Consider the following 23,879-nt stretch of genomic DNA (forward strand, 5'->3'; position numbering starts at 1 on the left):
AATTAGTCCATGAAATTGACTTTAGCGCTCTCCAAAGGGCGTATCTTCGAAGAAACTGCAGAGATCTTATCCAAGGTCGGTATTGTGCCGTTGGAGGATCCTGAAAAGTCCCGCAAACTCATTATTGAGACTACCAACCCCGATGTTCGTTTGATTATTGTCCGTGCATCGGATGTGCCAACTTACGTGCAATTTGGCGGTGCCGATTTTGGAGTAGCTGGATTAGATGTGTTGATGGAAAAAGGCACTGATGGTTTGTATGTGCCTTATGACTTAGATATTGCTAAGTGCCGTATGTCTGTGGCAGTTCGCGAAGGCTTTGATTACGCTGCGGCTGTAAAGCAGGGCTCACGCTTAAAAGTAGCTACGAAGTATGTCAATTGCGCTCGTGATCACTTCGCAAATAAAGGCGTTCACATTGATACGATTCAACTCTATGGTTCGATGGAGCTTGCTCCTTTAGTCGGCTTAGCAGATGCTATTGTGGATTTAGTATCTACTGGGAATACGCTCAAGGCTAATGGCTTGGTTGAGGTAGAGCCAATCGCTGATATCAGTGCACGTTTGGTAGTGAACCAAGCTTCTTATAAGCGTAAGCGTGCTCAGTTACAGCCTATTTTTGAGTTACTGAAGTAATCAGTAGCTAGATGATCAGAAGTATTTAATCCATGTCTTCAAACGTTAACGTTAAACGCCTCAACAGTAAGGATGTCGGCTTCAGGGAAACTCTGTTGTCTAGTCTTTCTTTGCCGATGGCTGACGATGAAGCAATTGATTCTGCTGTAGTCAAGATCCTGGCGGCAGTCAAAGATAAGGGTGATGAGGCGGTCCTGGGTTTTACAAAACAATTTGATCGTTTAAATATTGCCAATGTTTCTGATCTAGAAATTCCTCACAAGGACTTAGAGTTAGCCTATAACTCTTTATCTATAGAGCAAAAAAATGCATTGGATATTGCTGCGCAAAGAGTGCGCGCGTATCACGAGCATCAAAAGATTGAAGCCGGCTGTCATTCTTGGGAGTACGAAGAGAAGGATGGAACTCGCTTAGGTCAAAAAGTCACACCACTAGATCGTGTTGGTATTTATGTGCCGGGCGGTAAGGCTGCTTACCCTTCTTCAGTGTTGATGAACGCCATTCCTGCAAAGGTGGCTGGTGTTGCCGAGGTCATTATGGTCGTGCCTACACCAGATGGTGCACGCAATCCCTTGGTTTTGGCGGCAGCTTATCTAGCTGGTGTAGATCGCGTCTTTACGATTGGCGGCGCCCAAGCTGTAGGGGCTTTAGCCTATGGAACCAAAACCATTCCTTCGGTCGACAAAATTGTTGGCCCTGGCAATGCCTATGTAGCTGCAGCTAAACGCAGAGTATTTGGTATTGTCGGTATCGATATGATTGCTGGCCCTTCCGAAATCTTGGTGCTCTGCGATGGTTCGAGTAATCCGGATTGGATAGCGATGGATTTGTTCTCACAGGCTGAGCACGATGAGCAAGCGCAATCGATCTTGCTTTGTCCGGATGCTGCTTACATTGAGCAAGTACAAGCAAGCATTGATAAGCTTCTGCCGGAAATGCCAAGGGCGAAAGTGATTGAAGCGTCTCTCACCAATCGCGCCTTACTGATTCAGGTAGAAGATATGTCTGAGGCTTGCGAGATTGCTAATGCGATTGCAGCTGAGCACTTAGAGATCTGTGCTGTTGATCCACGTAAGTGGGCCGAGCAAATTCGTCATGCTGGCGCCATCTTTATGGGCAACTACACTAGCGAGTCTCTCGGCGATTATTGCGCTGGACCAAACCACGTATTGCCAACAGCTCGTACTGCACGTTTTTCATCACCATTGGGTGTTTACGACTTTATCAAGCGTTCTAGCATGATTGAAGTCAGCGAAGTGGGCGCGCAAACCTTAGGCTCTGTAGCCAGTACGCTAGCTCACGGTGAAGGCTTGCAAGCCCATGCCCGCGCAGCCGAGATGCGCTTGAAGAAGTAAAAAGAATTTACTTCTTAAAAAATTAATTCAGAATTTCTTTTAAAGCGACGACTAGTTCGTCGCTTTGTTCATCTGTGCCAATGGTAATGCGTAAAAACTCATCTATCAGCGCAGATTTGAAATGACGCACGATGATGCCTCGATCACGCAAGGCTTGATAGAGCTTTACTCCAGCATGCTTTGGATGACGAGTGAAAATAAAGTTGGCGGTTGAAGGTAGTGTTTCAAATCCCAAGGCGTTGAGCTGCTCAACTAACCGAGTGCGAGTTTGAATAACCTTGGCAGAAGTTTCTTCCAGATGCGCCTGATCTTCAATAGCTGCAATGGCCCCAGCTTGAGCAAGGCGGCCTAGTGGGTAAGAGTTAAAGCTATTCTTTACCCGCTCTAAACCTTCGATCAAATCAGGATGACCAACGGCGAAGCCAACTCGTAGGCCAGCTAAGGCGCGTGATTTGGAAAGGGTATGTACGGCTAGAAGATTTTCTGGACAGGCATTGCCGCGCAATAATGGAATGCAAGATTCAGTACCGTAATCAACGTAGGCTTCATCGATAACAACTACGGAGTCTTTATTGCGAGATAACAAAGCTTCGATTTCGGAGCGAGGAATAGATCTGCCGGTTGGAGCATTTGGGTTGGGGAAAATAACTCCACCATTGGGCACTTTGTAGTCAGCAGTATTAATCTCAAACTGATTACCCAGAGCTACAGTTTTATAGTCAATTCCGAAAAGTTTGCAGTACACCGGATAGAAGCTATAAGTGATATCAGGAAAATGCACAGGCTTGCTTTGTTTGAGCAATCCCGCAAAGACATGCGCCAATACTTCATCGGAGCCGTTACCCAAAAAGACTTGTTTTGGGTCTAAGCCATGTAATTTGGCGATGGCATTTTTAAGGGCGGTTCCTTCTGGATCTGGATAAAGGCGTAAATCCGCAGTATTTTGACTCTCAATTGCAGTAAGGGCCTTGGGCGATGGGCCATAAGGGCTCTCATTAGTGTTGAGTTTGACCAGCCGCTGCATTTGCGGTTGTTCCCCTGGAACATAAGGGGTTAATGTTTGAACAACAGGGCTCCAGAAACGGCTCATGAGGGTTCTCAGGTCAAAAATCAGGGTGAAAGTACTGCGCTAACGGTATTTAATTCTCTTCTAGGAATGATATTATGAGGCTTCAATCAACACTTCGCCTCGCGGCGCAATGAAGCATGCGGCAAGCCGACGTCACCCGAAACACTTCGGAAACCAAAATTCAGATTTCCATCAATTTAGATGGTACCGGTAAGGCTGAACTAGCCTCTGGGGTTCCTTTTCTCGATCACATGCTCGATCAAATTGCCCGTCACGGCATGATTGATCTCAAAGTGGTTGCCAATGGAGATACCCATATTGATGATCACCACACCGTTGAAGATGTAGGAATCACCTTAGGACAAGCTTTTGCTAAAGCGGTTGGTGATAAAGCGGGCATTACTCGCTATGGTCACTCCTATGTTCCTTTGGATGAAACCCTATCTCGTGTTGTGATCGATTTCTCTGGTCGCCCAGGCCTGGAATTTAACGTTCCATTCACCCGCGCTCGTGTTGGTGACTTTGACGTTGATCTCAGTATTGAGTTCTTCCGTGGTTTTGTGAATCACGCTGGCGTGACTTTACATATTGATAATTTGCGCGGCATTAATGCGCATCACCAAATTGAAACGGTGTTCAAAGCCTTTGGCCGCGCTTTGCGTATGGCTCTAGCTGTTGATCCTCGCGCTTCAGGTTCTATTCCCTCAACTAAAGGAAGTCTTTAATCTAGACTCCTCACAGTTGCTCAGAAGACAACAGTAGACAACAGGTAAATTTTGGCGCAAACCATTGCGATCGTCGATTATGGAATGGGCAACCTCCGTTCCGTGTATCAAGCCTTTCATCATGTTGCACCCGATGACAATGTCTTGATTGCGCATCAGCCAGATGAGATTCGCTCTGCTGATCGTGTCGTATTGCCCGGCCAAGGCGCTATGCCTGATTGCATGAAGCATTTACAAGAATCCGGGCTATTGGAGGCCTTATTAGAGGCGTCAAAAAGTAAGCCACTCTTGGGTGTTTGTGTGGGTGAGCAAATGCTTTTTGATCAAAGTGCAGAAGTCCGTGCCAGTGGCAGTGACCCATGGACGCCGTGCTTAGGCTTAATTCCGGGCGAAGTTCGCCGTTTTGATCTAGCCGGAAAAAAGCAGCCAGACGGTTCTGCTTATAAAGTGCCGCATATGGGCTGGAATCAAGTGCGTCAGGATAGCAAGCACCCACTTTGGGACGGCATACCGGATTTAACAAGCTTTTATTTCGTGCATAGCTACTATGTTGTACCGCAGCGCAATGAAGATATCGCTGGATCAACAGAATACGGTGATTGGTTTACTTCTGCCGTGGCGCAAGATAATATTTTTGCAACTCAATTTCACCCAGAAAAAAGTGCAGAATACGGTTTAAAGCTTTATAAAAATTTTGTTTCTTGGCAACCTTAATTTAATTACTCTTAGCTATGCTGCTGATTCCCGCAATTGATCTTAAAGACGGCCACTGTGTTCGACTCGAGCAAGGTGACATGGATAAAGCCACAGTTTTTTCTGAAGACCCGGGCGCGATGGCGGCACATTGGATTAGTAAAGGTGCGCGACGTTTGCATCTAGTAGATCTCAATGGCGCATTTGCGGGTAAGCTTAAAAATGAATCCGCCATTAAATCTATCCTCAAAGCAGTTGGCAATGAGATCCCCGTTCAATTAGGCGGTGGTATTCGTGATCTTGAAACCATTGAGCGTTTATTGGATGACGGTATTAGTACTGTCATTATTGGCACTGCAGCGGTGAAGAATCCAGGATTTGTACAAGATGCCTGCACAGCATTCCCAGGGCATGTCATGGTTGGCTTGGATGCGCGTGATGGCAAAGTAGCCACTGATGGCTGGAGCAAAATTACCGGTCACGAAGTCATCGACTTGGCAAAGAAGTTTGAAGATTGGGGCGTTGAGGCCATCATTTATACCGACATCGGTCGTGATGGCATGCTCAAAGGCGTGAACATTGATGCCACTGTAAAGCTTGCTCAGGCGATTCGTATTCCTGTGATTGCCAGTGGCGGCCTTTCAAATAATCACGATATTGATGCGCTCTGTAAAGCAGAAGAAGAAGGTGTGATGGGCGTGATTGCCGGTCGTTCAATTTATGCCGGCGATCTTGATCTAGCTGCTGCCCAAAAATATGCTGATGAACTAACGCTTAAATACAAAAAGAACATTCTCTAGTGTTAACCAAGCGAATTATTCCTTGCCTGGATGTTACTGCGGGACGCGTAGTTAAGGGTGTGAACTTTGTTGGTCTGCGTGATGCAGGAGACCCAGTCGAAATCGCAAAACGATACGATACGCAAGGCGCAGATGAACTGACTTTCCTAGACATTACAGCTACATCTGATGGCCGTGATCTCATATTGCACATCATTGAAGATGTGGCATCACAAGTATTTATTCCATTGACTGTTGGCGGCGGCGTACGTGCAGTTGCTGACGTACGACGCCTGCTCAATGCTGGCGCTGACAAAGTGAGTATGAATTCCTCAGCAGTTGCTAATCCTGATTTAGTGTCTGATGCAGCAGCCTACTATGGCTCCCAATGTATTGTGGTGGCGATCGATGCCAAGCAAACAGAGGCTGGTAACTGGGAAGTATTCACCCATGGCGGTAGAACGGCTACTGGCATGGATGTCGTGGAATGGGCCAAGGAAGTTGCCAAGCGTGGCGCTGGTGAAATCTTGTTAACCAGCATGAATCGCGATGGTAGCAAAGATGGTTTTGACTTATCTTTAACAGCTGCCGTTAGTGATGCGGTTTCTGTACCAGTGATTGCGTCCGGTGGCGTTGGTAATTTGCAGCATTTAGTGGATGGTATTACCAAGGGTCATGCAGATGCAGTATTAGCGGCCAGTATTTTTCACTATGGTGATTACACCGTTGGGCAGGCAAAAGAATATATGGCTGCTCAAGGAATTCCGGTTCGGATTTAGTCTGAGTGTTAAGCGCTAATCGCCATATGCGCAATAAAAGCAGAGCGATTCTCGCCAGCTGATTTAGCCTTCGCATCCAATCTTGCTAGCACTCTTTTTGGTAAAGAGATATTCACTCTTTCAATATCGTCGGATAGTAAAGCTGGGTCAATCTCGGCAATTGCCCAGATATATCCTTTAAGCTCTTTCTTTTTCTGAAGATCGGTAATGGAGCTGGGCTTGGGTATATCTTCACCAGCATCTAAGGCTGCTTCAATCCAAAGCTCAATTGCTTCTTTAGCATTTTCAATTGCCTCATCGATACCGCTGTCAGCGGCTGAGAAGCACCCTGGCATATCAGGAACAATGACTCCCCACGCCAACTTATCTCCACCCGGTTCAATTGCAATTGGATATTTCATAATGTGTTCTCTATTTAATTCCTGCTTGTTTCAGTAGCTTTTGGACTAATCCGATGCCTAGATCCTTTTTGGGGCGTGGAACGGTGATATGTCCATCTTTACGGGGGTGATTAAAAACATGATGAGAGCCTTTTGAGCCTCTCAATACCCATCCATCCTTTTCTAACGCCTTGATTAATTCTTTGCTATTCATCCACGAATTATAAATTTTATACACATCATACACACAAATAAGAGAAGTGTCCATGAGGTGGTGCTGGTTATTGCGACAAGCTCTACACACTACTTATTTGGTTTGCGCTTAACAATTCTGTCAAAATTGGACAAATGTCAGATACGAATAAAACTTCACCAAACGAAAACTTGCTAGACGCCGTCACATGGAACGAGCAAGGCCTGGTGCCGGTTATTGCTCAGGAAGTTGGTAGTGGCGATGTATTGATGATGGCTTGGATGAATCGTGATGCCCTTTTAGAAACCATTCGTTTGGGCGAAGCAGTCTATTGGACGCGCTCAAGACAAAAGCTTTGGCATAAAGGCGAGGAGTCTGGCCACACTCAAAAGGTAAAAGAAATCCGACTCGACTGTGATGGAGATACCATCTTGCTCAAAGTGGAGCAAAAAGACGGTATTGCCTGTCATACAGGGGAGCATAGTTGTTTCTTTATGCAGTGGGATTCAGTCAAAGCTGCCTGGGTTGACGAGTCAGTTTCCAAAAAATAAAGAGAAATAGTCTTTTGCATAAAAGACATAAAATGAACACATGACTAGCTCTGCTAACAAACCTTCCAATTTAGATTCTGCATTCGCTCATCTGGCTGATGTAGTTGATCAACGCCGCGATGCATTTAAGGCGGGCCAAGCAGATCCTAAAACCTCTTATACCGCCTTGCTCTTTTCGAAGGGTGATGATGGGATCTTAAAAAAGATTGGCGAGGAGGCAACTGAGGCGGTTATGGCTGCGAAGGATGCTCGCCATTCCAATCTGGCAGTTGAGCAGCAACAATTGCTGATTGGCGAGATGGCTGACTTATGGTTTCACTGCTTGATAGCGCTGTCCCAATTTAACTTGCGCCCAGAAGATGTGATTTCTGAGTTGGATCGTCGTTTGGGAACTTCGGGCATCGAAGAAAAGGCTGCAAGAAAAGCCGCCGGCCAAGAGTAGTAGCGAAATAACGCTGGAATAAATACGGAATAAGCATGTCACACGATCCAAATTGCCTGTTTTGCAAGATTTCTCAAGGCTTAATTCCCTCCCAAAAGGTCTATGAGGACGAGGAAATCTTCGTTTTTAACGATATCAACCCCGCTGCCCCTATCCATTTTCTGATGATTCCTAAAAAACATATACCCATGTTGGAGTCAGCAGAAAGCATAGATGCACCTTTGCTGGGTAGAATGATGGAATTAGCACCCCGTCTTGCCAAAGAGCAAGGTTGCCGACCCGGAAAGGACGGCGGCTTTAGATTGATGGTAAACAATGGTGCGGATGGTGGGCAGGAGGTTTATCACTTGCACTTACATGTGATGGGCGGTCCCCGCCCCTGGAAAAAATAATCCAAGGAGATTAAAGATGGGTTCATTTAGCATTTGGCATTGGTTAATTGTTTTAGTCATCGTAATGCTGGTATTTGGTACCAAGAAATTACGCAACATTGGCCAAGATTTGGGCGGAGCTGTTAAAGGCTTTAAGGATGGCATGAAGCCAGGCGAAGAATCTAAAGAGCAAATCCAGCAAGCTGCTGCTTCAACAGAAAAGACTGTTGATGTTCAGGCTAAAGACGTCAACAAATAATTAATCATTAACTCAAGCGCGATAGAAGCTCATGCTGCATTTATATAACTGCGTTAAATGATTGATCTTGGAGTTTCAAAACTTGCGCTAATTGCTGTAGTTGCTTTGGTGGTGGTTGGACCAGAGCGCTTGCCAAAAGTGGCACGTATGGCAGGTAATTTATTCGGCCGTGCGCAGCGCTACATGGCTGATGTGAAGTCTGAAGTCAATCGTCAGATGGAAGTGGAAGAGTTTAAAAAGTTTCGAGAAGAAACTACTGCTACTTTTAAAGAGGTTGAAAACAGCATAGGCTCCACTGTCCAAGAGGCCGGAGCCAACTTAAGTGATCAGGCCGATATCTTTGAAACGAGTTTTGATAAGCCACCGCTTGACGAAAAAGAAGTACTCCGAAAATCTAAGCGCCAAGGCCGCAATAGCTGGGGTGTACGTCGTGCAGCAAGGCCGGTTTGGTTTAAGCGCTCCGCAGGCATTCGGACTCGGGTGCAGTCTGGCGCTGCCAGGATGAAGCGCTTTCATCACACTGCCAGTAAATAACGGTAAAAGTAAAAGAATAAAAATAGCGACGCATGACTGAAAACAATTCAACTGAAGATTCGGGATTACAAGAAACTTTTCTGTCCCACTTATATGAATTACGTGATCGCGTAATCAAGTCAGTATTGGCCATCATTATTGTTTTCGTTTCCTTGGTCTATTGGGCGCCAGATATTTTTCATTTATTCTCACAGCCACTACTCGATTCGTTACCAGCCGGTGGCAAGATGATTGTGACTGACGTTACGGGCTCATTCTTTGTGCCGATGAAAGTAACGATGTTGGTAGCATTCATTATTGCTTTGCCGGTAGTGATTTATCAGCTATGGGCATTTATTGCGCCTGGCTTATATCAACATGAACGTAAGTTGGTAGTGCCATTGGTGGTCAGTAGCTATAGCCTATTTATTTTTGGTATGGCTTTTGCCTACTTTTTAGTATTCCCAACGGTATTTAATTTTATGGCGAGCTATAACGCACCGCTAGGCGCTGAGATGTCTACGGATATCGATAAGTATCTTAGCTTTGCTATGAATACTTTTTTAGCATTTGGCCTTACTTTTGAAGTTCCTGTGGTGGTCGTTGTCTTGGTGCGTATGGGCATAGTGCCCTTAGCTAAGTTAAAAGAAATCCGCCCCTACGTCATTGTGGGTGCTTTTGTGATTTCTGCAATCGTTACGCCACCAGATGTTCTTTCTCAATTGTTATTGGCAGTACCAATGACCTTGCTCTACGAGTTGGGTTTATTGGTGGCGCGCTTTTATATGCCAAAGACTGAGGATGAGCCTACTCCTGATCAATCGACTTCTGCGTCTGCTTGATTCTTGGCGAAAGTATTCGTTAACCAGTTAGTAACTCGATCAAAGCGATAGCGTCTTTGACGCAAATTGCCTTCAAGATCTATTTCAGAACCAGCAAAAGCCTTGCCGGCAGCCAAAAGGGCGCGGCGTTGTTGAATAGATTCAATCTGAATCAATCTTGGCAAGATCTTGGGAAGCTCCCAACGAATATCCACTACTACACAGTGTTCGTGCTGTAGTTGCCCCACCTCACAAAGCAAGAGTTCTGCTTTAGTGAAATTAAATTGATTTGCAACGATCAGTCGGTGACATAGCAAGAGCCAATCTTCATCTAGCTTGTGTTCAGCGTGATGATTTAGTGCCTGCTCGGCAAATTGAGCTAGCTCAAACCATTCGTTTTTCTTCGGGTCCGGGCAACCTTCCAAAATCTTGCTCAGCAAATCTTTGGCTTCTGGTACACCTTGCTGGTGCGCTTGCCAAACCCAGTATGAAGCTTGCAGACCCCGAACCTTCTCCTCGCTCTTCTCACGCTTTCGCCAGAGATTAGCGCCTTTACGAAGTTGTGCCTGCGCATGACCAAGATCAGCGGCGCGATCAAAGCAGCGATCACTCTCTGCAGCGTTGTATCCAGAAAATTGCGGGCGACGATAAATTTCTCCCAGGGCATACCAGGCATCGCGATCACCATCCTTAGCAGCAAGCTCTAACCAATACGCTGCTTTTTTAAGAGAGGCATTAGATTTGCCTTCATCTGAGTCAACTCTACCGTCAAGTTGCGCAAGACGTAATCCTAGAGTGAGCTTAGCGATAGTGAGGCCTAGCTCGGCTGCCTGCATCAGTGCGGTTTCATTTTTCTCATCAAGCCAAACCTTCCACAAGGATGAGAGGGCCTCATTCTTTGGCTGAAGCTTGATGAGTAATTCTTTTGCGCTGGAGCTAAACCGAGAATCTCCCTCTGCAAGTTCTTGTAAATATTGTTTAGCTATTTTCTGAATACCTGCAAAATCCAAAGCAGAAATTTTTTCTACCGATGGTAGTGAGGTTTTTTTCTTAAACCAGTCTACTAATTCAACTTGGATTTCTTGATTGGTAGGGTTAATTAATAAGTTAACAAGCTGCCATCTTGCTGCCAGTTGAGACTCATGGCCCCCTTGTGCTTCTGCTAGCTTCCAAAAAGAATCCCACCCAAATGGAAATGCGGGGCTATTAAAGGTTTCAGCCAATGGAATATTGGCGACTTGACTTAAAACATCCAAAATCTCGGCATTACTTGAGATTTGATTCTCAAGTATCTGATTTGCAATGGAAAAATAAGATTTTTCAAGCCAAATCAAAGCATTAGAGGGTTGAATGGGGGTTTTGTAGGCACCCGTCAAATAGGCTTGAGCCAAATTTTGTTGTGCAGAAACATCACCCAATCGGGCTGAACTCAGGATTTTTAAGAATTCGCGACTTGCCATATGACAATTTTGTCATCTACAGGGCTTAAAAGACAGAAAAGAGGGGTCTTGTTGCCGAGATACAACGAAGAAAGCCAAAAAACTACCTTTTGACAAGCAAAAAGAGCTCCTAAATACTCTGACATCCAGTCTAGTTGGGCAAAACAAGCAAAATTCATAGGTCCCAGTTTTATTTGGGCATTACTTTTAATTTTTGGAGATTTAAAGAATGAAAAAATCGCTATTCGCTCTCGCAGCTACAACAGCATTTGCTGGTGCAGCTCAAGCTCAATCAAGCGTAACTGTATATGGCCTGTTGGATATGGGTTATGTTGGTTACAACACACGTGCTGCTAACGGCCTCACAACTAACGGCGCTCCATCAGGCGTTGTAAGCAAGACTACTGGTAATGCATTCTCCGCTTCTGGAGAGTCCACATCACGTTTAGGCTTCAAAGGTACTGAAGACTTAGGTGGTGGTACTTCTGCATTCTTCACTATCGAACTCGGTTTGACACCTAACGGCGCTCAAGCTGTTAACTCCGGTGGTACACAAAACCGTCAAACTTTCGTTGGTTTGAAAAAGAATGGCGTTGGCCAATTCGCTTTGGGTACTCAATACACAGTTATCCACGCAGCTGTTGCAGCTACTGACCCAGGTCAAGCTAACAACATCTCTGGTAACCTCATCTACCCAGCTGTAACTGAAGGCGCTGGCTCTTCTGAGAACTCAACAGGTGCAGCGTACACAGTTCGTACAAACAACCAGTTATCTTTGAAATCAGATACATTTGCTGGTTTCAGAGCAAACGCAATGATTGTTGCTAACAACAAGAACCAGAACCAAACTACTGCAACTGTAGCAACAGCAAACAACTCTGCTGCTGCTTTGACTTCTAACAGTATCAGTGGTGGTATTAATAACCAAAATGGTTGGGGCTTAGGCGTTGATTACACAATCCAAAAGTTCTATGCAACTGCTAACTACCAAGCATTGACATCAAAGCAAGCTTACAACCCAACAACTACTTACAATGCTACTGGTGTTGCTGGTAACAATGTTACTACTACTGCTGCCTCTGCTGTTACTAACGCTGGTTTCCCAACCACTGGTTATGTAGGTGGTGCTTCAACTCCTGGTACTAACGTACAAGACAACCAGTTCTACGTTGCTGCTACTTATGACTTCGGTATCTTGAAGGCATATGCTCAGTACATTAACCGTAAAGTTTCTGCACAACAGAATAGCGGCTGGTTTTCAAAACGCAGTGCAGAGCAGATCGGTGTTCGTAGCTACATCACTCCAACTATCGAAGCTTGGGCATCTGGTGGTTTGGGTCGTTACAATGGTTACGGTTCCAACAGTGCTAACTTGACAGCATGGCAGATTGGTTCTAACTACTGGCTCAGCAAGCGTACTAACTTGTACGCAATCTATGGCCAAGCTGGAACATCTAACACTTCATTCCCAACAGCTGCGAATGGTACAGCAACAACCGGGTTGAATAATCCCAGCTCTAACAACATCAGCAACTACGCTGTTGGCGTACGTCACACTTTCTAATTTAACGCTAGCGTAAGCTAGTTAGAATTAGTTAGGTATTAAATGAACCCATCGTGGAAACACGGTGGGTTTTTTCTTCGTATCAATTTCTAGATATGACTCATGAAACTTCCTTCGATTAAAATTGGCTTATGAGTTCCGAAATTATTCAATTGCTTCAAAAAGCAACGCAAGAGATACAAGCCAATCGGCTAGATTCTGCAAAGTTGTCTTTGGAAGAAGCATTAAAAATTGATAGCAAACATACAGAAGTATTGCGTCATTTGGGAATTGTTGCTGCGATCAGGTCTGATTGGGATGATGCCCTCAGATTTTTCGATCTTGCCGTACAGTCTGACCAGAATAACTTCCTTGCTCTGAGTAATCGCGGAAATATTCTGAAGTTATTGATGCGTTTTGACGAGGCCCTACAGTCCTATGAGGCGGCGCTTCTATTAAATCCATCAGATGTCAGCGCTCTATGCAATGCCGCCACTATCTTTAATTTGCGCCATGAATATGGGCTTTCACTTGCATGTAGTGAAAGGGCGAGCGCTATCAGTCCTGATAATGTCATGGCATGGGAAGAGATTGGTAAAACCTATTGGCTAGTCAAGCAGTATGAAAAGGCAATTGATGCATTTAATCGTGTCACTGCTATAGACTCTAGTAATCTTAATGCTTGGCTGTCTAAGGCTAATATTTACGCCGAGGATAAGCAATTTGATATGGCTCAAGTGGCTTATCAGCGAGCATCTGAAATAGCTCCTCACTTAGACTATTTGTTTGGTACAAAGCTCCAAAATGCCTTGCAGATGTGCGATTGGTCTAATTTACAAGATCAGACCCAATACTTAATTAATGGGATACGGCAGGGTCTGAAAGTAGCCCTTCCATATAACGTATTTACCCTGCTGGATGATCCTCAGCTTATTAAGAAGGCAATCTCAATATACGCTAATGGTGTTCAGGGGGATATCAAAAGAGAGATCATTTCCTCATACTCAAACCATCAAAAAATCCGCTTAGGCTATTTTTCTGCAGACTTTCATGATCATCCTACGGCCCACTTGATGGCTGAATTATTTGAAAGCCATGATCGAGAAAAGTTTGAGTTAATTGCTTTTGTATTTGGGCGAAATCAGCCAGATGAAATGCGCTCCAGACTTGCGAAGGCATTTGATCAGTTTATTGATGTTGAGCATAAAACCGATCGGGAGATAGCAGCCCTCTCTCGGGAGCTTGAGATTGATATCGCGATTGATTTAAAAGGCTTCACCCAAGAGGGTAGGGCGCCCATATTTATGTATGGAGCTGCGCCCATTCAGGTTAGCTACTTAGCATTCCCTGGAACCATGGGTACGCCATGCTTTGATTACGTTGTTGCAGATCGCATTTTGATACCAGAAGACGCCCAAAGTGACATGGTTGAAAAAATCATTTACTTACCAAATAGCTACCAGGTTAACGATAGAAATAAGCAAGTTTCCTTATCTACAAAATCGCGAGAAGAGCACGGCCTTCCTTCGACAGGCTTTGTATTTTGTTGTTTTAACAATAATTACAAAATTTTGCCTGCTGTATTAGGTGGGTGGATTAGGATATTGAATGCAGTAGAAGGTAGTGTGCTGTGGCTTTTTGCTGATAATCCCTTTGCCGTAGCTAACCTTAAAAAAGAAGCAGCGCTCAGAGGGTTAAATCCGGATAGGATTATTTTTGCAGAGCGTATCCCCCCGGCTGAGCATTTGGCAAGATATAAGCTGGCAGATTTATTTTTAGATACAACTCCTTGTAATGCCCACACTACAGCAAGTGATGCTTTGTGGACCGGGCTACCTGTTCTCACTTTAGTTGGAAAATCTTTTGCTGCCAGGGTTGCTGCGAGTTTGCTAAATGCCGTAGGGCTGCCAGATATGGTGGTGGAGACCCAGGAGGAGTATGAGGTTTTAGCATTAGACCTAGCAACTCATCCTGAAAAATTACAAGAAATTAAAGCACGACTAAAGGGTAATTTATTAACAGCACCTTTATTTGATACTCCGCTGTTTACTAAAAATCTCGAGAATGCTTATATTGAAATCTACAAACGACATCAAAAGGCTATCCCGCCAGAGCATATTTATATAGCTTGATTGCAATGTTTGAGTAGGTGTTATTTCTGACGCTATATTTTTATATCTTTAGGTGCATGATTATTTGCAGATAGTGATTGCGCCTCTACAAGAGCCCGCTCAAGATTCTGTACAAATGTTTTGGCATTAAAGAGAAGCGAGCTTGCTTTATTGGCGAGTATTTTTTTCTTTATTTCAGCCAGTCTGTGTGGTTGTGAGCCTAGTTTGATTGCCTGTGCCTCATAGCTCTCAATGGATTGATGAATTAATTCGGGTAGATTGAGTTGTACTAGCAAGCTGGAGGCAATGCGACTCGGGAAAGAGGATCCTTGCAAAGTGAGCACTGGAGTGCCCATCCAGAGTGCATCGCTGGCGGTTGCTCCTGCGTTATAGGGGTAAGTATCCAGGAATAGATCAACTATTCCATAGTGAGCAAGATAGTCAGCCCTGGGCTGACGCTCCATAAAGATGAGTCGTTTTGGATCGATGCCCGAACTGAGGGCGTGCGACTTTAGATTAGAAATAGCTTCGGGATTTTCGCCAAAGAGCAGCAAAGCGGAATGATCTACACTTTTCAATATTCTTAACCAAGCATCAAAAATGAACTCAGTAATTTTGAAGACATTATTGAGGTTGCAAAAAACAAACTGATCTTCTGCAATCCCAAAATCTACCTTTTTAAAAATCTTGCTTCCAGGTGCTCGTTTGGAGTCATTTGCCTGATAGCTAGGTAAGTAAATAATTTTTTCGCTATAAAAATTTCTGAGCTCGCTAGGGATAATGACTTCATCGGCTATGAGGTAATCCATATAGTCAGCACCCATTGTCCCTAAAAATCCGATGTAACTGATTTGTATAGGCGCTGCTCTAAGTGCGAAGATTTCAGATCTAGCATTTTCGGTGTAACCACATAAATCAATTACGATATCTATTCTCATCTCTCTGGATAAGAGAGTAATTTCTTCGGGGGTTTTATTGGCTATATCAATGAATTGATCAAATGAGGCTTGCAGTCTTTGACGCATTGAATCATTGGTCTCTTTACCAAAAGAAAATGCATAGACCTCAAACTGACTACGATCGTGTAGTTCAAAGATTTCTGCCGTTAAATAAGAAACCGGATGTTCATGAAAGTCTGGTGAAAAGTAAGCGATACGAATTTTCTGATTCGTGTGTTTTGGAATTGACCCTAATCTAGGATTGCCTGGGTAGTTGCATTGTGCAAACAGGGTTGCAGCCTTTTGATTTATGGCTGGGGAGTCAATGAGTGCCGATATTGGTAGTGGTGAAATAATTTTTTCACTTTGATTAATGCCATCGGCTAATCGATGTTCTGCCTCTTGCATTCCATCCCATAGGCACATGCGCATTCGGGTATATATGCAGTCCCCATATAAAAATTCAATTTTAGGATTAAGAGCATAAGCTTTTTCAAAGCAAACTAAGGCTTCGGAATATTTTTTAAACGCACTTAAATCAATAGCAAGATTGATCCATGCTTCTGCGTGCAAAGGATCTGCGCTCACTGCCTTTTGATAAAAATTAATTGCTTGATCGTGCTCGTATTGATCGTCATAAAGCCTGCCAAGGTTGTATAGCAAATCAGCAGATTGATCGTTAATAGCGGCAGCCTTTAGAAAAAAATCGCGGGCCTCTTTCTTTTTCCCCATAAGGGCGTAGGTAGCACCCAGATCATGGAGAGCTTCAAAGCTCAGGGGATTTAGTGCTAATACTCTTTTAAGGGAATCCAAGGCCTCTGCGAAGTGTCCCAAGGCAAGATGGTGTGATCCTAGCTCATAAGAAAGTATTTCGGAAGCAACCCCTTGCTCAATACAGCGATTAAGCAAATCAATAGATTGTTCTTTGCTAGCCAAAGAATTAGCGATTTGGGCTAGCAATTGAGCGGAATCTTTATGCCTAGGATTGGTCTTTAATAGTCCCACCAATAGCTCAATGCCTGCCATCAATTGGCCTGAATTCAGCAGGATCAGAGCTTGCTCATAGTCGCGTGAGTTCGTGGCTTCATTCATGGGCATATTTTAGGCTTTTAAATGACGATCTTTGGGGGTGGAGTAACCCTGATAATGAGCGGTCAGAGTAGATTTAATTGAAAAAGTCTGCTAAAAATGAATCTCGAGACATTAACCATATTTAGTAATTTTTCTAAATTTAGTTAAATAACACCAGTACCCAATTAAAGAGGCAAATGATTATGCAAAAAACGAATCCCAAAACTTTCTTATATTCAGCACTTTTTTTGATGTTTACACCATTAATGATGGTGTCTTCCAATGCTATTGCTGCCAGTGCCACTATGGATAAGATTAAGTCCAGCGGCGCAGTCACTATGGGCGTTCGTGAATCCTCTATTCCAATGTCCTATACGACTGGTGATAGCCGTTTTGATGGCTACCATGTGGAGATCTGCCGCATGATTTTGGGCGATATTAAAGATAAGTTGGGTATGAGCACTTTGCGCATCAACTATCAGCCAGTGACTTCACAAAATCGCGTGCCATTGGTACAAAACGGTACAGTGGATATTGAGTGCGGTACTACTACTAACAATACTGCAAGAGCAAAAGATGTTGGTTTTGCTAACACTCTCTACGTTGAAGAAGTGCGCATTGCCGTTAAGGCGAACTCTGGCATTACTTCAATTGCTCAACTTAATGGCAAGAAGGTAGCAACCACTACCGGTACTACCTCTGTGCAGCTGTTGCGCAAAAATGAAAAAGCCACTGGCGTGAATTTTGATGAAGTATTTGGCAAGGATCATGCAGATAGCTTCTTGTTATTAGAATCAGGCCGTGCGGATGCTTTCGTGATGGACGGCTCAATTTTGGCGGGTAATATTGCCAATTCCAAGAATCCTAAAGATTTCAAAATTGTTGGTGAGGTACTGGCGACTGAGCCAATCGCCATCATGGTTCCTAAAAATGATCCAGAGTTCAAGGCTGCTGTAAATGCTGCGATTGCCAAGATTGTTGCAAATGGCAAAATGCCTGGATTGTGGAACAAATGGTTCTTATCACCGATTCCTCCTAAAAATATCGTAGTTGGTCTCGAGTTATCTCCAGCAACCAAAAATGCCTGGGCTAATTTGAATGACAAACCTGCGGAAGACTACAACAAGAAGTAATTTGATCTGATTAAGATTCTTATATGGCATTAGATTTAGGTGTTTTTTGTAAAAGCACCTTAGATGGAGAAGTGGTTGATCACTGCTTCTCCTCTATCTTTGGACTTGCTCAGAATGCGGACCCTAGTTATCTAGACTGGCTGATGAAAGCATGGGGCTGGACTCTAGCCGTAGCCGGCCTAGGATTGGCCATTGCGTTGATTTTGGGTGCCATGATGGGCACTTTGAGAACGCTACCTGACAACGGCAGGGTCAGCAGATTATTAGTTAGGGTCTCAACCGCCTGGGTTGAGCTATTTAGAAATATTCCAGTCCTGGTTCAAGTATTTCTTTGGTACCACGTCATTCCCGCTTTCGTTCTCCCCCTAAAGGCGCTCCCATCCTATTGGCTGGTTAGCATTGCATTAGGTTTTTTTACCTCTGCCCGGATTGCAGAGCAAGTTCGTGCAGGTATTCAGTCTTTGCCTAGCGGGCAAAGAGCTGCTGCAACTGCACTGGGATTAACAACGCCTCAAGCTTATCGTTATGTCATATTGCCGATGGCATTACGAATTGTCATTCCTCCGCTGACCTCGGAGAGTATGAATGTCATTAAAAACTCATCTGTTGCATTTGCTGTATCGGTTCCTGAGCTCACCTTATTTGCGATGCAGGCTCAAGAAGAAACCTCTCATGGCGTTGAAATTTATTTAGCCGTGACTGCTTTGTACGCCTTATCTGCTTTTGCAGTCAATCGCGTAATGACTCTCATTGAGAAACGCAGTCGAATTCCGGGATTTTCTGTTGCATCCAATGACGCAAGTCTGGCTCATTAAATGGTGATGATATGTTGAGCTTAGACCTTGGTTTTTACAATTGGGAACTCTTTACAAATTACATTGTGAAGGGTTTGTTGTTTAGTGTGCAGTTAACCGTTATTGCCACCATTGGTGGCATTGTCGTTGGAACTTTTTTAGCCCTGATGAGGCTATCGGGTAAGCCAGCTTTAGTCTACCCCGCAACCTTTTATATCAATACCATGCGCTCCATTCCCCTGGTAATGGTGATCCTCTGGTTCTTTTTATTGATTCCAATGCTCATCGGTAGGCCTATCGGTGCAGACTTATCGGCCACCATTACTTTCATTGCCTTTGAGGCCGCCTTCTTCTCGGAGATTGTCAGAGCTGGCATTCAGTCGGTACCTAAAGGCCAGATGTATGCGGGCGAGGCCTTAGGAATGACTTACGGACAAAACATGCGTTTAGTCGTTTTGCCGCAGGCATTCAGAAACATGATTCCGGTCTTTATGACACAGACCATCATCTTGTTTCAAGATACGTCTTTAGTCTACGCAATTGGAGCCTATGATTTGTTGAAAGGTTTTGAAATTGCCGGAAAAAATTACGGTCGACCAATCGAGACTTATATTTTGGCCGCCGCTACTTATTTTGTTATCTGTTTTTCATTATCTAAGGCAGTGCGTGCCATACAGGCTAAAGTTGCCATTATTCGTTAATTATTTTTTGATCGCTACATACTACATAGACCATCATGATTGAACTTCAAAACGTTTCTAAATGGTATGGCTCCTTTCAGGTTCTGACGGACTGCACCACGTCAATCAAAAAAGGAGAAGTAGTAGTCATTTGCGGCCCCTCTGGTTCGGGAAAATCAACTCTCATTAAAACTATCAACGCACTGGAGCCATTTCAGTCCGGTCAAATCTCAGTTGATGGTATTGATTTGCATGATCCCAAAACGAATTTACCGAGACTCCGCGCTCGCGTAGGAATGGTTTTCCAGCACTTTGAACTTTTCCCCCACTTAAGCATCACCGAGAATTTAACACTTGCTCAAATCAAGGTATTGGGACGATCGGCTGATGAGGCAAAAAATCACGGCCTGAAATATTTAGAGCGTGTCGGATTAATTGCGCAAAAAGATAAGTTTCCCGGCCAGCTATCCGGTGGACAGCAGCAGCGCGTGGCGATTGCTCGCGCCCTGAGTATGGATCCGATTGTGATGTTATTTGATGAGCCTACCTCTGCCCTTGACCCTGAAATGGTTGGTGAGGTGTTGGATGTGATGGTGAAGCTTGCCAATGAGGGTATGACGATGTGCTGCGTTACTCATGAAATGGGTTTTGCACGCAAGGTTAGTCATCGAGTCATCTTTATGGACCAAGGGCGAATCATTGAGGACTGCAGCAGGGATGAGTTTTTTGGCAATCCGGATGCGCGTTCACCAAGAGCTAAAGACTTCTTGTCCAAAATACTCCCCGGCTAAAAGCCTAGGGAGTGCCCTCATTAATTGATGGTTTTTGGTTTTGGCCTCTTGCCAGCTTGAACTCTAATTTCTAGTTCTTTATCCTTGCGTAAGATTTTTAGAGTTGCTCCATTGCCTGGCCCTATCTGAGCAATTTGATTCAATAGCTGTCTGACGTCTTTAGTGCTGTTGCCATTAACTGCAGTGAGGACATCGCCAGGTTTGATACCGCCTTTGTCTGCGGGCCCACCCTCTAGAACACCTGATAAAAGTACTCCTGAAGTATTTTTAGGAAGTCCCAGTGACTCCAGGAGCTCCTTAGATAGATTTTGAGGCTCAACCCCAATCCAGCCTCTGGTAACACTACCATTACTCAGAATGGATTCCATCACTTGTTTGGCAAGATTAATGGGAATGGCGAATCCAATTCCCATGGAGCCACCATTTTTTGAATAAATAGCAGTATTAATTCCAATGAGATGTCCTCGCGTGTCTACTAGTGCGCCGCCGGAATTTCCAGGATTAATTGCTGCATCAGTTTGAATAAAATTTTCAAATGTGTTGATGCCAACATGATCGCGACCAAGAGCGGAAATAATTCCAGAGGTAACAGTTTGACCCACTCCAAAGGGATTGCCAATGGCGAGTACTACATCACCCACATGTATTGACTCCACTTTTCCTAGTGTGATCGGCGTTGGTAATTGTTTGGCATCAATTTTTAAAACAGCAATGTCAGTTTCTGGATCGCTACCAATAATTTTGGCTTTTACTTTTCTGCCATCTGCGAGTGCTACATCAATTTCATCCGCATCACTGATGACATGATGGTTGGTGAGAATAATGCCTTCGGGGCTTACTAGCACCCCAGAGCCTAGGCTGGAGCTGGGCTCTGCGTCTGGTGGTTGATCACCAAAAAAGAATTTAAAAAAAGGATCTGCCGAATTATTTCCATTACCTTTACGAGTTTTGGATGTTGTATTCGCCTTGCTTGTAAAAATATTGACTACAGCAGGCATCGATTTTTTAACTGCATCATGATATGACCCAGGGCTAATTGTGGAGCCATCGTAAGCACCCTCTTTTAGAGTGACGCTCTCGACGATTGAGCTCATTTGAGTATTCGAAAGCCAATTTGGTTTAAGTGTCGTAATTACAAACCATGCAGCCAAGAGTATGGTTACCGATTGCGCAAAAATTAACCAGAGTCGATTCAACATTTTTTATTGAGTTAAAGACGGGTGCGTAGTTTATTTTTTAAGGCTATCGCGAATCTCGCGTAGCAAAACAACATCTTCTGGAGCCGGGGGTGGAGGCGGCGCATCCATGAGGCGAATCCTATTCACCACTTTGACCATTTGAAAAATCACAAAGGCTAAAAGTAAAAAATTAATGGAAATGGTGATGAAATTGCCGTAGGCAAAAATGGGTACACCAGCCTTTTTAAGGGCATCAAAAGTTCTGGGCACACCCTCAGGCACATGGCCGAGGACAATAAAAAGGTTAGTAAAGTCGATATGACCCCCTAAAAGGGTGGAAATAACAGGCATAACGATGTCGTTTACCAGGGAATCCACGATTTTTCCAAAAGCGCCGCCAATAATGACGCCAACCGCCAAATCGATCACATTTCCCTTAACAGCAAAGTCCCGAAACTCCTTTAAAACGCTCATAAATGCTTCCTTTTTTGATTTGATACAGATTAACCTGAGATTAACCCCATAACTTTCTTGCTTACCCCACTTTTTACTTTAAAATCCTACCTTTAAGCAATTTCCACCCATAAATACCCTTTCTAGGAATTTTGTAAATGAGTGACAAGCCCTGTATGGATAAAGATCGCCGTAATTGGCTGATCGCCACTTCGGCGGTAGGAGGCGTAGGAGCAGCCGCAGCCCTTTACCCTTTTGTTGACAGTTTTGAGCCTTCAGAGCGTGCGAAAGCCGCTGGAGCTGCTGTTGAAATCGATATCACTGGCATGCAGCCAGATGAAATGAGAATGGTTGAATGGCGCGGGAAACCGGTTTGGGTAGTTCGTCGCACCCCAGAGCAGGTTGCTGAGTTATCCAAAATTGATAACGAATTAGCCGATCCAAACTCATTGCGTGACCCAGCCCAATTTACACCTCCTTATGCCCAGAATCAGTGGCGCTCCATTAAGCCTGAGTACCTTGTAGTTGTTGGTATTTGCACCCACCTAGGTTGCTCTCCAACAGCCAAATTTGAATCCGGCGCTCAGCCTTCCTTGCCTAATAATTGGCCGGGTGGCTTCCTTTGCCCATGCCATGGCTCGACATTTGATATGGCCGGCCGTGTGTTTAAAAACAAACCAGCACCAGACAACATGGAAGTGCCGCCTCATATGTATTTGAGCGACACCAAAATTCTGGTTGGCGAAGATAAGAAGGCCTAAGGAGAGATAAATGGCATTCCACGAAAAAGAAGTTCCTGCAGACGCCTCCGCAGCCGTAAAGTTAATGGCATGGGTTGACTCACGTCTACCGGTAACCGAGGCATTTAAGCGCCATATGAGCGAGTACTACGCTCCTAAGAATCTGAATTTTTTCTATATCTTTGGTGCTTTAGCGATCGTAGTATTGGTAAACCAGATACTGACTGGTATTTTCTTGACCATGAACTATAAGCCTGATGCTGCAAAGGCTTTTGAGTCAGTTGAATACATCATGCGCGAAGTTCCATGGGGCTGGGTGATTCGCTACATGCATTCCACTGGTGCTTCTCTGTTCTTTGTAGTGGTGTACATGCATATGTTCCGTGGCTTGATCTACGGTTCCTATCGCAAGCCACGTGAACTGATCTGGATTTTCGGTTGTGCGATTTTCTTGTGCTTGATGGGCGAGGCATTCTTTGGTTACCTGCTCCCATGGGGTCAGATGTCCTACTGGGGTGCTCAGGTAATCGTGAACTTATTCTCTGCGATTCCATTCATTGGCCCAGACCTTTCCTTGTGGTTGCGTGGTGACTATGTAGTGGGTGATGCCACACTGAATCGCTTCTTTGCATTCCACGTAATTGCTATTCCATTGGTATTGATTGGCTTAGTAGCAGCGCATATTTTGGCTCTACATGAAGTTGGTTCAAACAATCCTGATGGCGTAGAAATCAAAAATACATTGGATGCCAATGGTCACCCAGTTGACGGCATTCCATTCCACCCTTACTACAGCGTTCATGACGTGATGTACTTAGGTGGATTCTTAATGATTTTTGCTTGCATCGTATTTTTTGCACCAGAGATGGGTGGATATTTCTTGGAAGCGAATAACTTCATTCCAGCAAATCCGTTTGTAACGCCCACACACATTGCTCCAGTTTGGTATTTCACGCCGTTCTACTCAATGTTGCGCGCAACCACCACCAACTTCTTGTTGCCATTGTGGATCTTCTTAGCAGTCATTCTTGGAATGTTTGCTCTGAAGAGTAAAGACATGAAAGTTAAGGGTGCATGCGCAGCAATCGCTCTTGTCTTGGCTGCTGGCTTCTACTTGTTTGATGCGAAGTTCTGGGGTGTTGTAATCATGGGTGGCTCTGTTGTGATCCTGTTCTTCTTGCCTTGGCTTGATCACTCCCCAGTCAAATCCATTCGCTATCGCCCACAATTTCATAAATATATTTATGGTGTATTTGTGGTGAGTTTTGTGATCTTGGGTTACTTGGGTATCCAACCACCATCACCAGTTTTTGAAAAGATTTCTCAGATTTGTACGATTTATTATCTGGGCTTTTTCTTGGCAATGCCTTTCTGGAGCAAGCTTGGTACATTCAAGCCAGTTCCGACGCGCGTTACTTTTGAATCCCATTAATTCAGATACC

27 protein-coding genes are annotated in these 23,879 nt (G+C 44.4%); 20 read left to right on the forward strand and 7 right to left on the reverse strand.

Going from position 1 to position 23,879, the window contains the following annotated elements:
* Positions 1–9 precede the first annotated feature (9 nt).
* Positions 10–636: an ATP phosphoribosyltransferase gene (hisG, locus tag AOC20_RS00570; protein WP_215360638.1), complete on the forward strand. Its 627-nt coding sequence runs from the start codon at positions 10–12 to the stop codon at positions 634–636.
* Positions 637–668: 32 nt separating this feature from the next.
* Positions 669–1,991: a histidinol dehydrogenase gene (gene hisD, locus AOC20_RS00575; protein ID WP_215360639.1), complete on the forward strand. Its 1,323-nt coding sequence runs from the start codon at positions 669–671 to the stop codon at positions 1,989–1,991.
* A 22-nt stretch (positions 1,992–2,013) separates the two neighbouring features.
* Here hisD and hisC read toward each other — a convergent pair whose 3' ends face one another.
* Complete coding sequence (hisC, locus tag AOC20_RS00580) at positions 2,014–3,081, reverse strand: histidinol-phosphate transaminase (RefSeq protein WP_215360640.1); 1,068 nt, start codon at positions 3,079–3,081, stop codon at positions 2,014–2,016.
* Positions 3,082–3,197: 116 nt separating this feature from the next.
* Here hisC and hisB point away from each other — a divergent pair, with 116 nt between their 5' ends.
* The 4 genes from hisB to hisF are packed head-to-tail and all read left to right on the forward strand — an operon-like array spanning position 3,198 to position 6,036.
* Positions 3,198–3,785: an imidazoleglycerol-phosphate dehydratase HisB gene (gene hisB / locus AOC20_RS00585; protein ID WP_215323729.1), complete on the forward strand. Its 588-nt coding sequence runs from the start codon at positions 3,198–3,200 to the stop codon at positions 3,783–3,785.
* A 51-nt stretch (positions 3,786–3,836) separates the two neighbouring features.
* Positions 3,837–4,499 (forward strand): imidazole glycerol phosphate synthase subunit HisH, encoded by a 663-nt coding sequence (hisH, locus tag AOC20_RS00590; protein ID WP_215360641.1) that lies wholly within the window; start codon positions 3,837–3,839, stop codon positions 4,497–4,499.
* Between the two features lie 17 nt (positions 4,500–4,516).
* Entirely contained in the window at positions 4,517–5,278 is a 762-nt protein-coding gene (gene hisA, locus AOC20_RS00595; RefSeq protein ID WP_215360642.1) for a 1-(5-phosphoribosyl)-5-[(5-phosphoribosylamino)methylideneamino]imidazole-4-carboxamide isomerase, read from the forward strand.
* Positions 5,278–6,036 carry an imidazole glycerol phosphate synthase subunit HisF gene (gene hisF / locus AOC20_RS00600; protein WP_215360643.1) on the forward strand — a complete coding sequence of 253 codons (759 nt, stop codon included), beginning with the start codon at positions 5,278–5,280 and terminating at the stop codon, positions 6,034–6,036. The genes hisA and hisF overlap by 1 nt, the downstream gene beginning before the upstream one ends.
* A gap of 8 nt (positions 6,037–6,044) precedes the next feature.
* On the opposite strand, the gene AOC20_RS00605 is transcribed toward hisF, so the two are convergent.
* Both AOC20_RS00605 and AOC20_RS00610 read right to left on the reverse strand, forming a co-directional pair.
* Entirely contained in the window at positions 6,045–6,437 is a 393-nt protein-coding gene (locus tag AOC20_RS00605; protein ID WP_215360644.1) for a type II toxin-antitoxin system HicB family antitoxin, read from the reverse strand.
* A gap of 10 nt (positions 6,438–6,447) precedes the next feature.
* Positions 6,448–6,630: a type II toxin-antitoxin system HicA family toxin gene (locus tag AOC20_RS00610; RefSeq protein WP_215360645.1), complete on the reverse strand. Its 183-nt coding sequence runs from the start codon at positions 6,628–6,630 to the stop codon at positions 6,448–6,450.
* Positions 6,631–6,764: 134 nt separating this feature from the next.
* Here AOC20_RS00610 and hisI point away from each other — a divergent pair, with 134 nt between their 5' ends.
* Genes hisI through tatC form a run of 6 tightly spaced genes read left to right on the forward strand, consistent with a single transcriptional unit; the run spans position 6,765 to position 9,587 of the window.
* On the forward strand, positions 6,765–7,160 hold the full coding sequence (hisI, locus tag AOC20_RS00615) for a phosphoribosyl-AMP cyclohydrolase (RefSeq protein WP_215360646.1): 396 nt from the start codon (positions 6,765–6,767) through the stop codon (positions 7,158–7,160).
* 40 nt (positions 7,161–7,200) lie between these two features.
* Positions 7,201–7,602, forward strand: coding sequence for a phosphoribosyl-ATP diphosphatase (locus tag AOC20_RS00620; protein ID WP_215360647.1), 402 nt, complete (start codon positions 7,201–7,203; stop codon positions 7,600–7,602).
* Between the two features lie 35 nt (positions 7,603–7,637).
* The gene (locus AOC20_RS00625) at positions 7,638–7,994 is read left to right on the forward strand and encodes a histidine triad nucleotide-binding protein (RefSeq protein ID WP_215360648.1); all 357 of its coding nucleotides are present in this window, start codon (positions 7,638–7,640) and stop codon (positions 7,992–7,994) included.
* Positions 7,995–8,010: 16 nt separating this feature from the next.
* On the forward strand, positions 8,011–8,232 hold the full coding sequence (gene tatA, locus AOC20_RS00630) for a Sec-independent protein translocase subunit TatA (protein WP_215360649.1): 222 nt from the start codon (positions 8,011–8,013) through the stop codon (positions 8,230–8,232).
* 57 nt (positions 8,233–8,289) lie between these two features.
* Positions 8,290–8,766 (forward strand): Sec-independent protein translocase protein TatB, encoded by a 477-nt coding sequence (tatB, locus tag AOC20_RS00635; protein WP_215360650.1) that lies wholly within the window; start codon positions 8,290–8,292, stop codon positions 8,764–8,766.
* A 32-nt stretch (positions 8,767–8,798) separates the two neighbouring features.
* Entirely contained in the window at positions 8,799–9,587 is a 789-nt protein-coding gene (gene tatC, locus AOC20_RS00640) for a twin-arginine translocase subunit TatC (RefSeq protein ID WP_215360651.1), read from the forward strand.
* Here tatC and AOC20_RS00645 read toward each other — a convergent pair.
* Positions 9,563–11,026 (reverse strand): tetratricopeptide repeat protein, encoded by a 1,464-nt coding sequence (locus AOC20_RS00645; protein WP_215360652.1) that lies wholly within the window; start codon positions 11,024–11,026, stop codon positions 9,563–9,565. The genes tatC and AOC20_RS00645 overlap by 25 nt on opposite strands.
* 208 nt (positions 11,027–11,234) lie before the next feature.
* On the opposite strand from AOC20_RS00645, the gene AOC20_RS00650 reads away from it, so the two are divergent.
* Together AOC20_RS00650 and AOC20_RS00655 are read left to right on the forward strand one after the other, a co-directional pair.
* Positions 11,235–12,569, forward strand: a complete 1,335-nt coding sequence (locus AOC20_RS00650) for a porin (RefSeq protein WP_215360653.1) — start codon at positions 11,235–11,237, stop codon at positions 12,567–12,569.
* Positions 12,570–12,700: 131 nt separating this feature from the next.
* Positions 12,701–14,680, forward strand: coding sequence for an O-linked N-acetylglucosamine transferase, SPINDLY family protein (locus AOC20_RS00655; RefSeq protein ID WP_215360654.1), 1,980 nt, complete (start codon positions 12,701–12,703; stop codon positions 14,678–14,680).
* 32 nt (positions 14,681–14,712) lie between these two features.
* Here AOC20_RS00655 and AOC20_RS00660 read toward each other — a convergent pair whose 3' ends face one another.
* Positions 14,713–16,689: an O-linked N-acetylglucosamine transferase, SPINDLY family protein gene (locus tag AOC20_RS00660; protein WP_215360655.1), complete on the reverse strand. Its 1,977-nt coding sequence runs from the start codon at positions 16,687–16,689 to the stop codon at positions 14,713–14,715.
* Between the two features lie 230 nt (positions 16,690–16,919).
* Between AOC20_RS00660 and AOC20_RS00665 the strand changes: the two genes are divergently transcribed.
* Genes AOC20_RS00665 through AOC20_RS00680 form a run of 4 tightly spaced genes read left to right on the forward strand, consistent with a single transcriptional unit; the run spans position 16,920 to position 20,066 of the window.
* On the forward strand, positions 16,920–17,801 hold the full coding sequence (locus AOC20_RS00665) for an amino acid ABC transporter substrate-binding protein (RefSeq protein WP_215362057.1): 882 nt from the start codon (positions 16,920–16,922) through the stop codon (positions 17,799–17,801).
* A gap of 23 nt (positions 17,802–17,824) precedes the next feature.
* The gene (locus tag AOC20_RS00670; RefSeq protein WP_215360656.1) at positions 17,825–18,616 is read left to right on the forward strand and encodes an amino acid ABC transporter permease; all 792 of its coding nucleotides are present in this window, start codon (positions 17,825–17,827) and stop codon (positions 18,614–18,616) included.
* An 11-nt stretch (positions 18,617–18,627) separates the two neighbouring features.
* On the forward strand, positions 18,628–19,296 hold the full coding sequence (locus AOC20_RS00675; RefSeq protein ID WP_215360657.1) for an amino acid ABC transporter permease: 669 nt from the start codon (positions 18,628–18,630) through the stop codon (positions 19,294–19,296).
* A gap of 35 nt (positions 19,297–19,331) precedes the next feature.
* Positions 19,332–20,066: an amino acid ABC transporter ATP-binding protein gene (locus AOC20_RS00680; protein WP_215360658.1), complete on the forward strand. Its 735-nt coding sequence runs from the start codon at positions 19,332–19,334 to the stop codon at positions 20,064–20,066.
* A 20-nt stretch (positions 20,067–20,086) separates the two neighbouring features.
* On the opposite strand, the gene AOC20_RS00685 is transcribed toward AOC20_RS00680, so the two are convergent.
* Positions 20,087–21,265 carry a Do family serine endopeptidase gene (locus AOC20_RS00685; RefSeq protein ID WP_215360659.1) on the reverse strand — a complete coding sequence of 393 codons (1,179 nt, stop codon included), beginning with the start codon at positions 21,263–21,265 and terminating at the stop codon, positions 20,087–20,089.
* A 30-nt stretch (positions 21,266–21,295) separates the two neighbouring features.
* Complete coding sequence (gene mscL, locus AOC20_RS00690) at positions 21,296–21,718, reverse strand: large conductance mechanosensitive channel protein MscL (RefSeq protein WP_215360660.1); 423 nt, start codon at positions 21,716–21,718, stop codon at positions 21,296–21,298.
* Positions 21,719–21,855: 137 nt separating this feature from the next.
* Here mscL and petA point away from each other — a divergent pair, with 137 nt between their 5' ends.
* Both petA and AOC20_RS00700 read left to right on the forward strand, forming a co-directional pair.
* Positions 21,856–22,458, forward strand: coding sequence for a ubiquinol-cytochrome c reductase iron-sulfur subunit (petA, locus tag AOC20_RS00695; protein WP_215360661.1), 603 nt, complete (start codon positions 21,856–21,858; stop codon positions 22,456–22,458).
* 10 nt (positions 22,459–22,468) lie between these two features.
* The gene (locus tag AOC20_RS00700) at positions 22,469–23,869 is read left to right on the forward strand and encodes a cytochrome b (RefSeq protein WP_215360662.1); all 1,401 of its coding nucleotides are present in this window, start codon (positions 22,469–22,471) and stop codon (positions 23,867–23,869) included.
* The last annotated feature ends 10 nt before the right edge of the window (positions 23,870–23,879 follow it).

The sequence above is a fragment of the Polynucleobacter ibericus genome (genome assembly GCF_018687955.1).
Taxonomy (GTDB): Bacteria; Pseudomonadota; Gammaproteobacteria; order Burkholderiales; family Burkholderiaceae; genus Polynucleobacter; species Polynucleobacter ibericus.

Coding starts and splice junctions, on each gene's coding strand:
- hisG (WP_215360638.1), top strand. CDS start 10: ATGAAATTGACTTTAGCGCTCTCCAAAGGGCGTATCTTCGAAGAAACT.
- hisD (WP_215360639.1), top strand. CDS start 669: ATGTCTTCAAACGTTAACGTTAAACGCCTCAACAGTAAGGATGTCGGC.
- hisC (WP_215360640.1), bottom strand. CDS start 3,081: ATGAGCCGTTTCTGGAGCCCTGTTGTTCAAACATTAACCCCTTATGTT.
- hisB (WP_215323729.1), top strand. CDS start 3,198: ATGCGGCAAGCCGACGTCACCCGAAACACTTCGGAAACCAAAATTCAG.
- hisA (WP_215360642.1), top strand. CDS start 4,517: ATGCTGCTGATTCCCGCAATTGATCTTAAAGACGGCCACTGTGTTCGA.
- AOC20_RS00605 (WP_215360644.1), bottom strand. CDS start 6,437: ATGAAATATCCAATTGCAATTGAACCGGGTGGAGATAAGTTGGCGTGG.
- AOC20_RS00610 (WP_215360645.1), bottom strand. CDS start 6,630: ATGAATAGCAAAGAATTAATCAAGGCGTTAGAAAAGGATGGATGGGTA.
- hisI (WP_215360646.1), top strand. CDS start 6,765: ATGTCAGATACGAATAAAACTTCACCAAACGAAAACTTGCTAGACGCC.
- AOC20_RS00620 (WP_215360647.1), top strand. CDS start 7,201: ATGACTAGCTCTGCTAACAAACCTTCCAATTTAGATTCTGCATTCGCT.
- AOC20_RS00625 (WP_215360648.1), top strand. CDS start 7,638: ATGTCACACGATCCAAATTGCCTGTTTTGCAAGATTTCTCAAGGCTTA.
- tatA (WP_215360649.1), top strand. CDS start 8,011: ATGGGTTCATTTAGCATTTGGCATTGGTTAATTGTTTTAGTCATCGTA.
- tatB (WP_215360650.1), top strand. CDS start 8,290: ATGATTGATCTTGGAGTTTCAAAACTTGCGCTAATTGCTGTAGTTGCT.
- tatC (WP_215360651.1), top strand. CDS start 8,799: ATGACTGAAAACAATTCAACTGAAGATTCGGGATTACAAGAAACTTTT.
- AOC20_RS00645 (WP_215360652.1), bottom strand. CDS start 11,026: ATGGCAAGTCGCGAATTCTTAAAAATCCTGAGTTCAGCCCGATTGGGT.
- AOC20_RS00650 (WP_215360653.1), top strand. CDS start 11,235: ATGAAAAAATCGCTATTCGCTCTCGCAGCTACAACAGCATTTGCTGGT.
- AOC20_RS00655 (WP_215360654.1), top strand. CDS start 12,701: ATGAGTTCCGAAATTATTCAATTGCTTCAAAAAGCAACGCAAGAGATA.
- AOC20_RS00660 (WP_215360655.1), bottom strand. CDS start 16,689: ATGAATGAAGCCACGAACTCACGCGACTATGAGCAAGCTCTGATCCTG.
- AOC20_RS00665 (WP_215362057.1), top strand. CDS start 16,920: ATGTTTACACCATTAATGATGGTGTCTTCCAATGCTATTGCTGCCAGT.
- AOC20_RS00670 (WP_215360656.1), top strand. CDS start 17,825: ATGGCATTAGATTTAGGTGTTTTTTGTAAAAGCACCTTAGATGGAGAA.
- AOC20_RS00675 (WP_215360657.1), top strand. CDS start 18,628: ATGTTGAGCTTAGACCTTGGTTTTTACAATTGGGAACTCTTTACAAAT.
- AOC20_RS00680 (WP_215360658.1), top strand. CDS start 19,332: ATGATTGAACTTCAAAACGTTTCTAAATGGTATGGCTCCTTTCAGGTT.
- AOC20_RS00685 (WP_215360659.1), bottom strand. CDS start 21,265: ATGTTGAATCGACTCTGGTTAATTTTTGCGCAATCGGTAACCATACTC.
- mscL (WP_215360660.1), bottom strand. CDS start 21,718: ATGAGCGTTTTAAAGGAGTTTCGGGACTTTGCTGTTAAGGGAAATGTG.
- petA (WP_215360661.1), top strand. CDS start 21,856: ATGAGTGACAAGCCCTGTATGGATAAAGATCGCCGTAATTGGCTGATC.
- AOC20_RS00700 (WP_215360662.1), top strand. CDS start 22,469: ATGGCATTCCACGAAAAAGAAGTTCCTGCAGACGCCTCCGCAGCCGTA.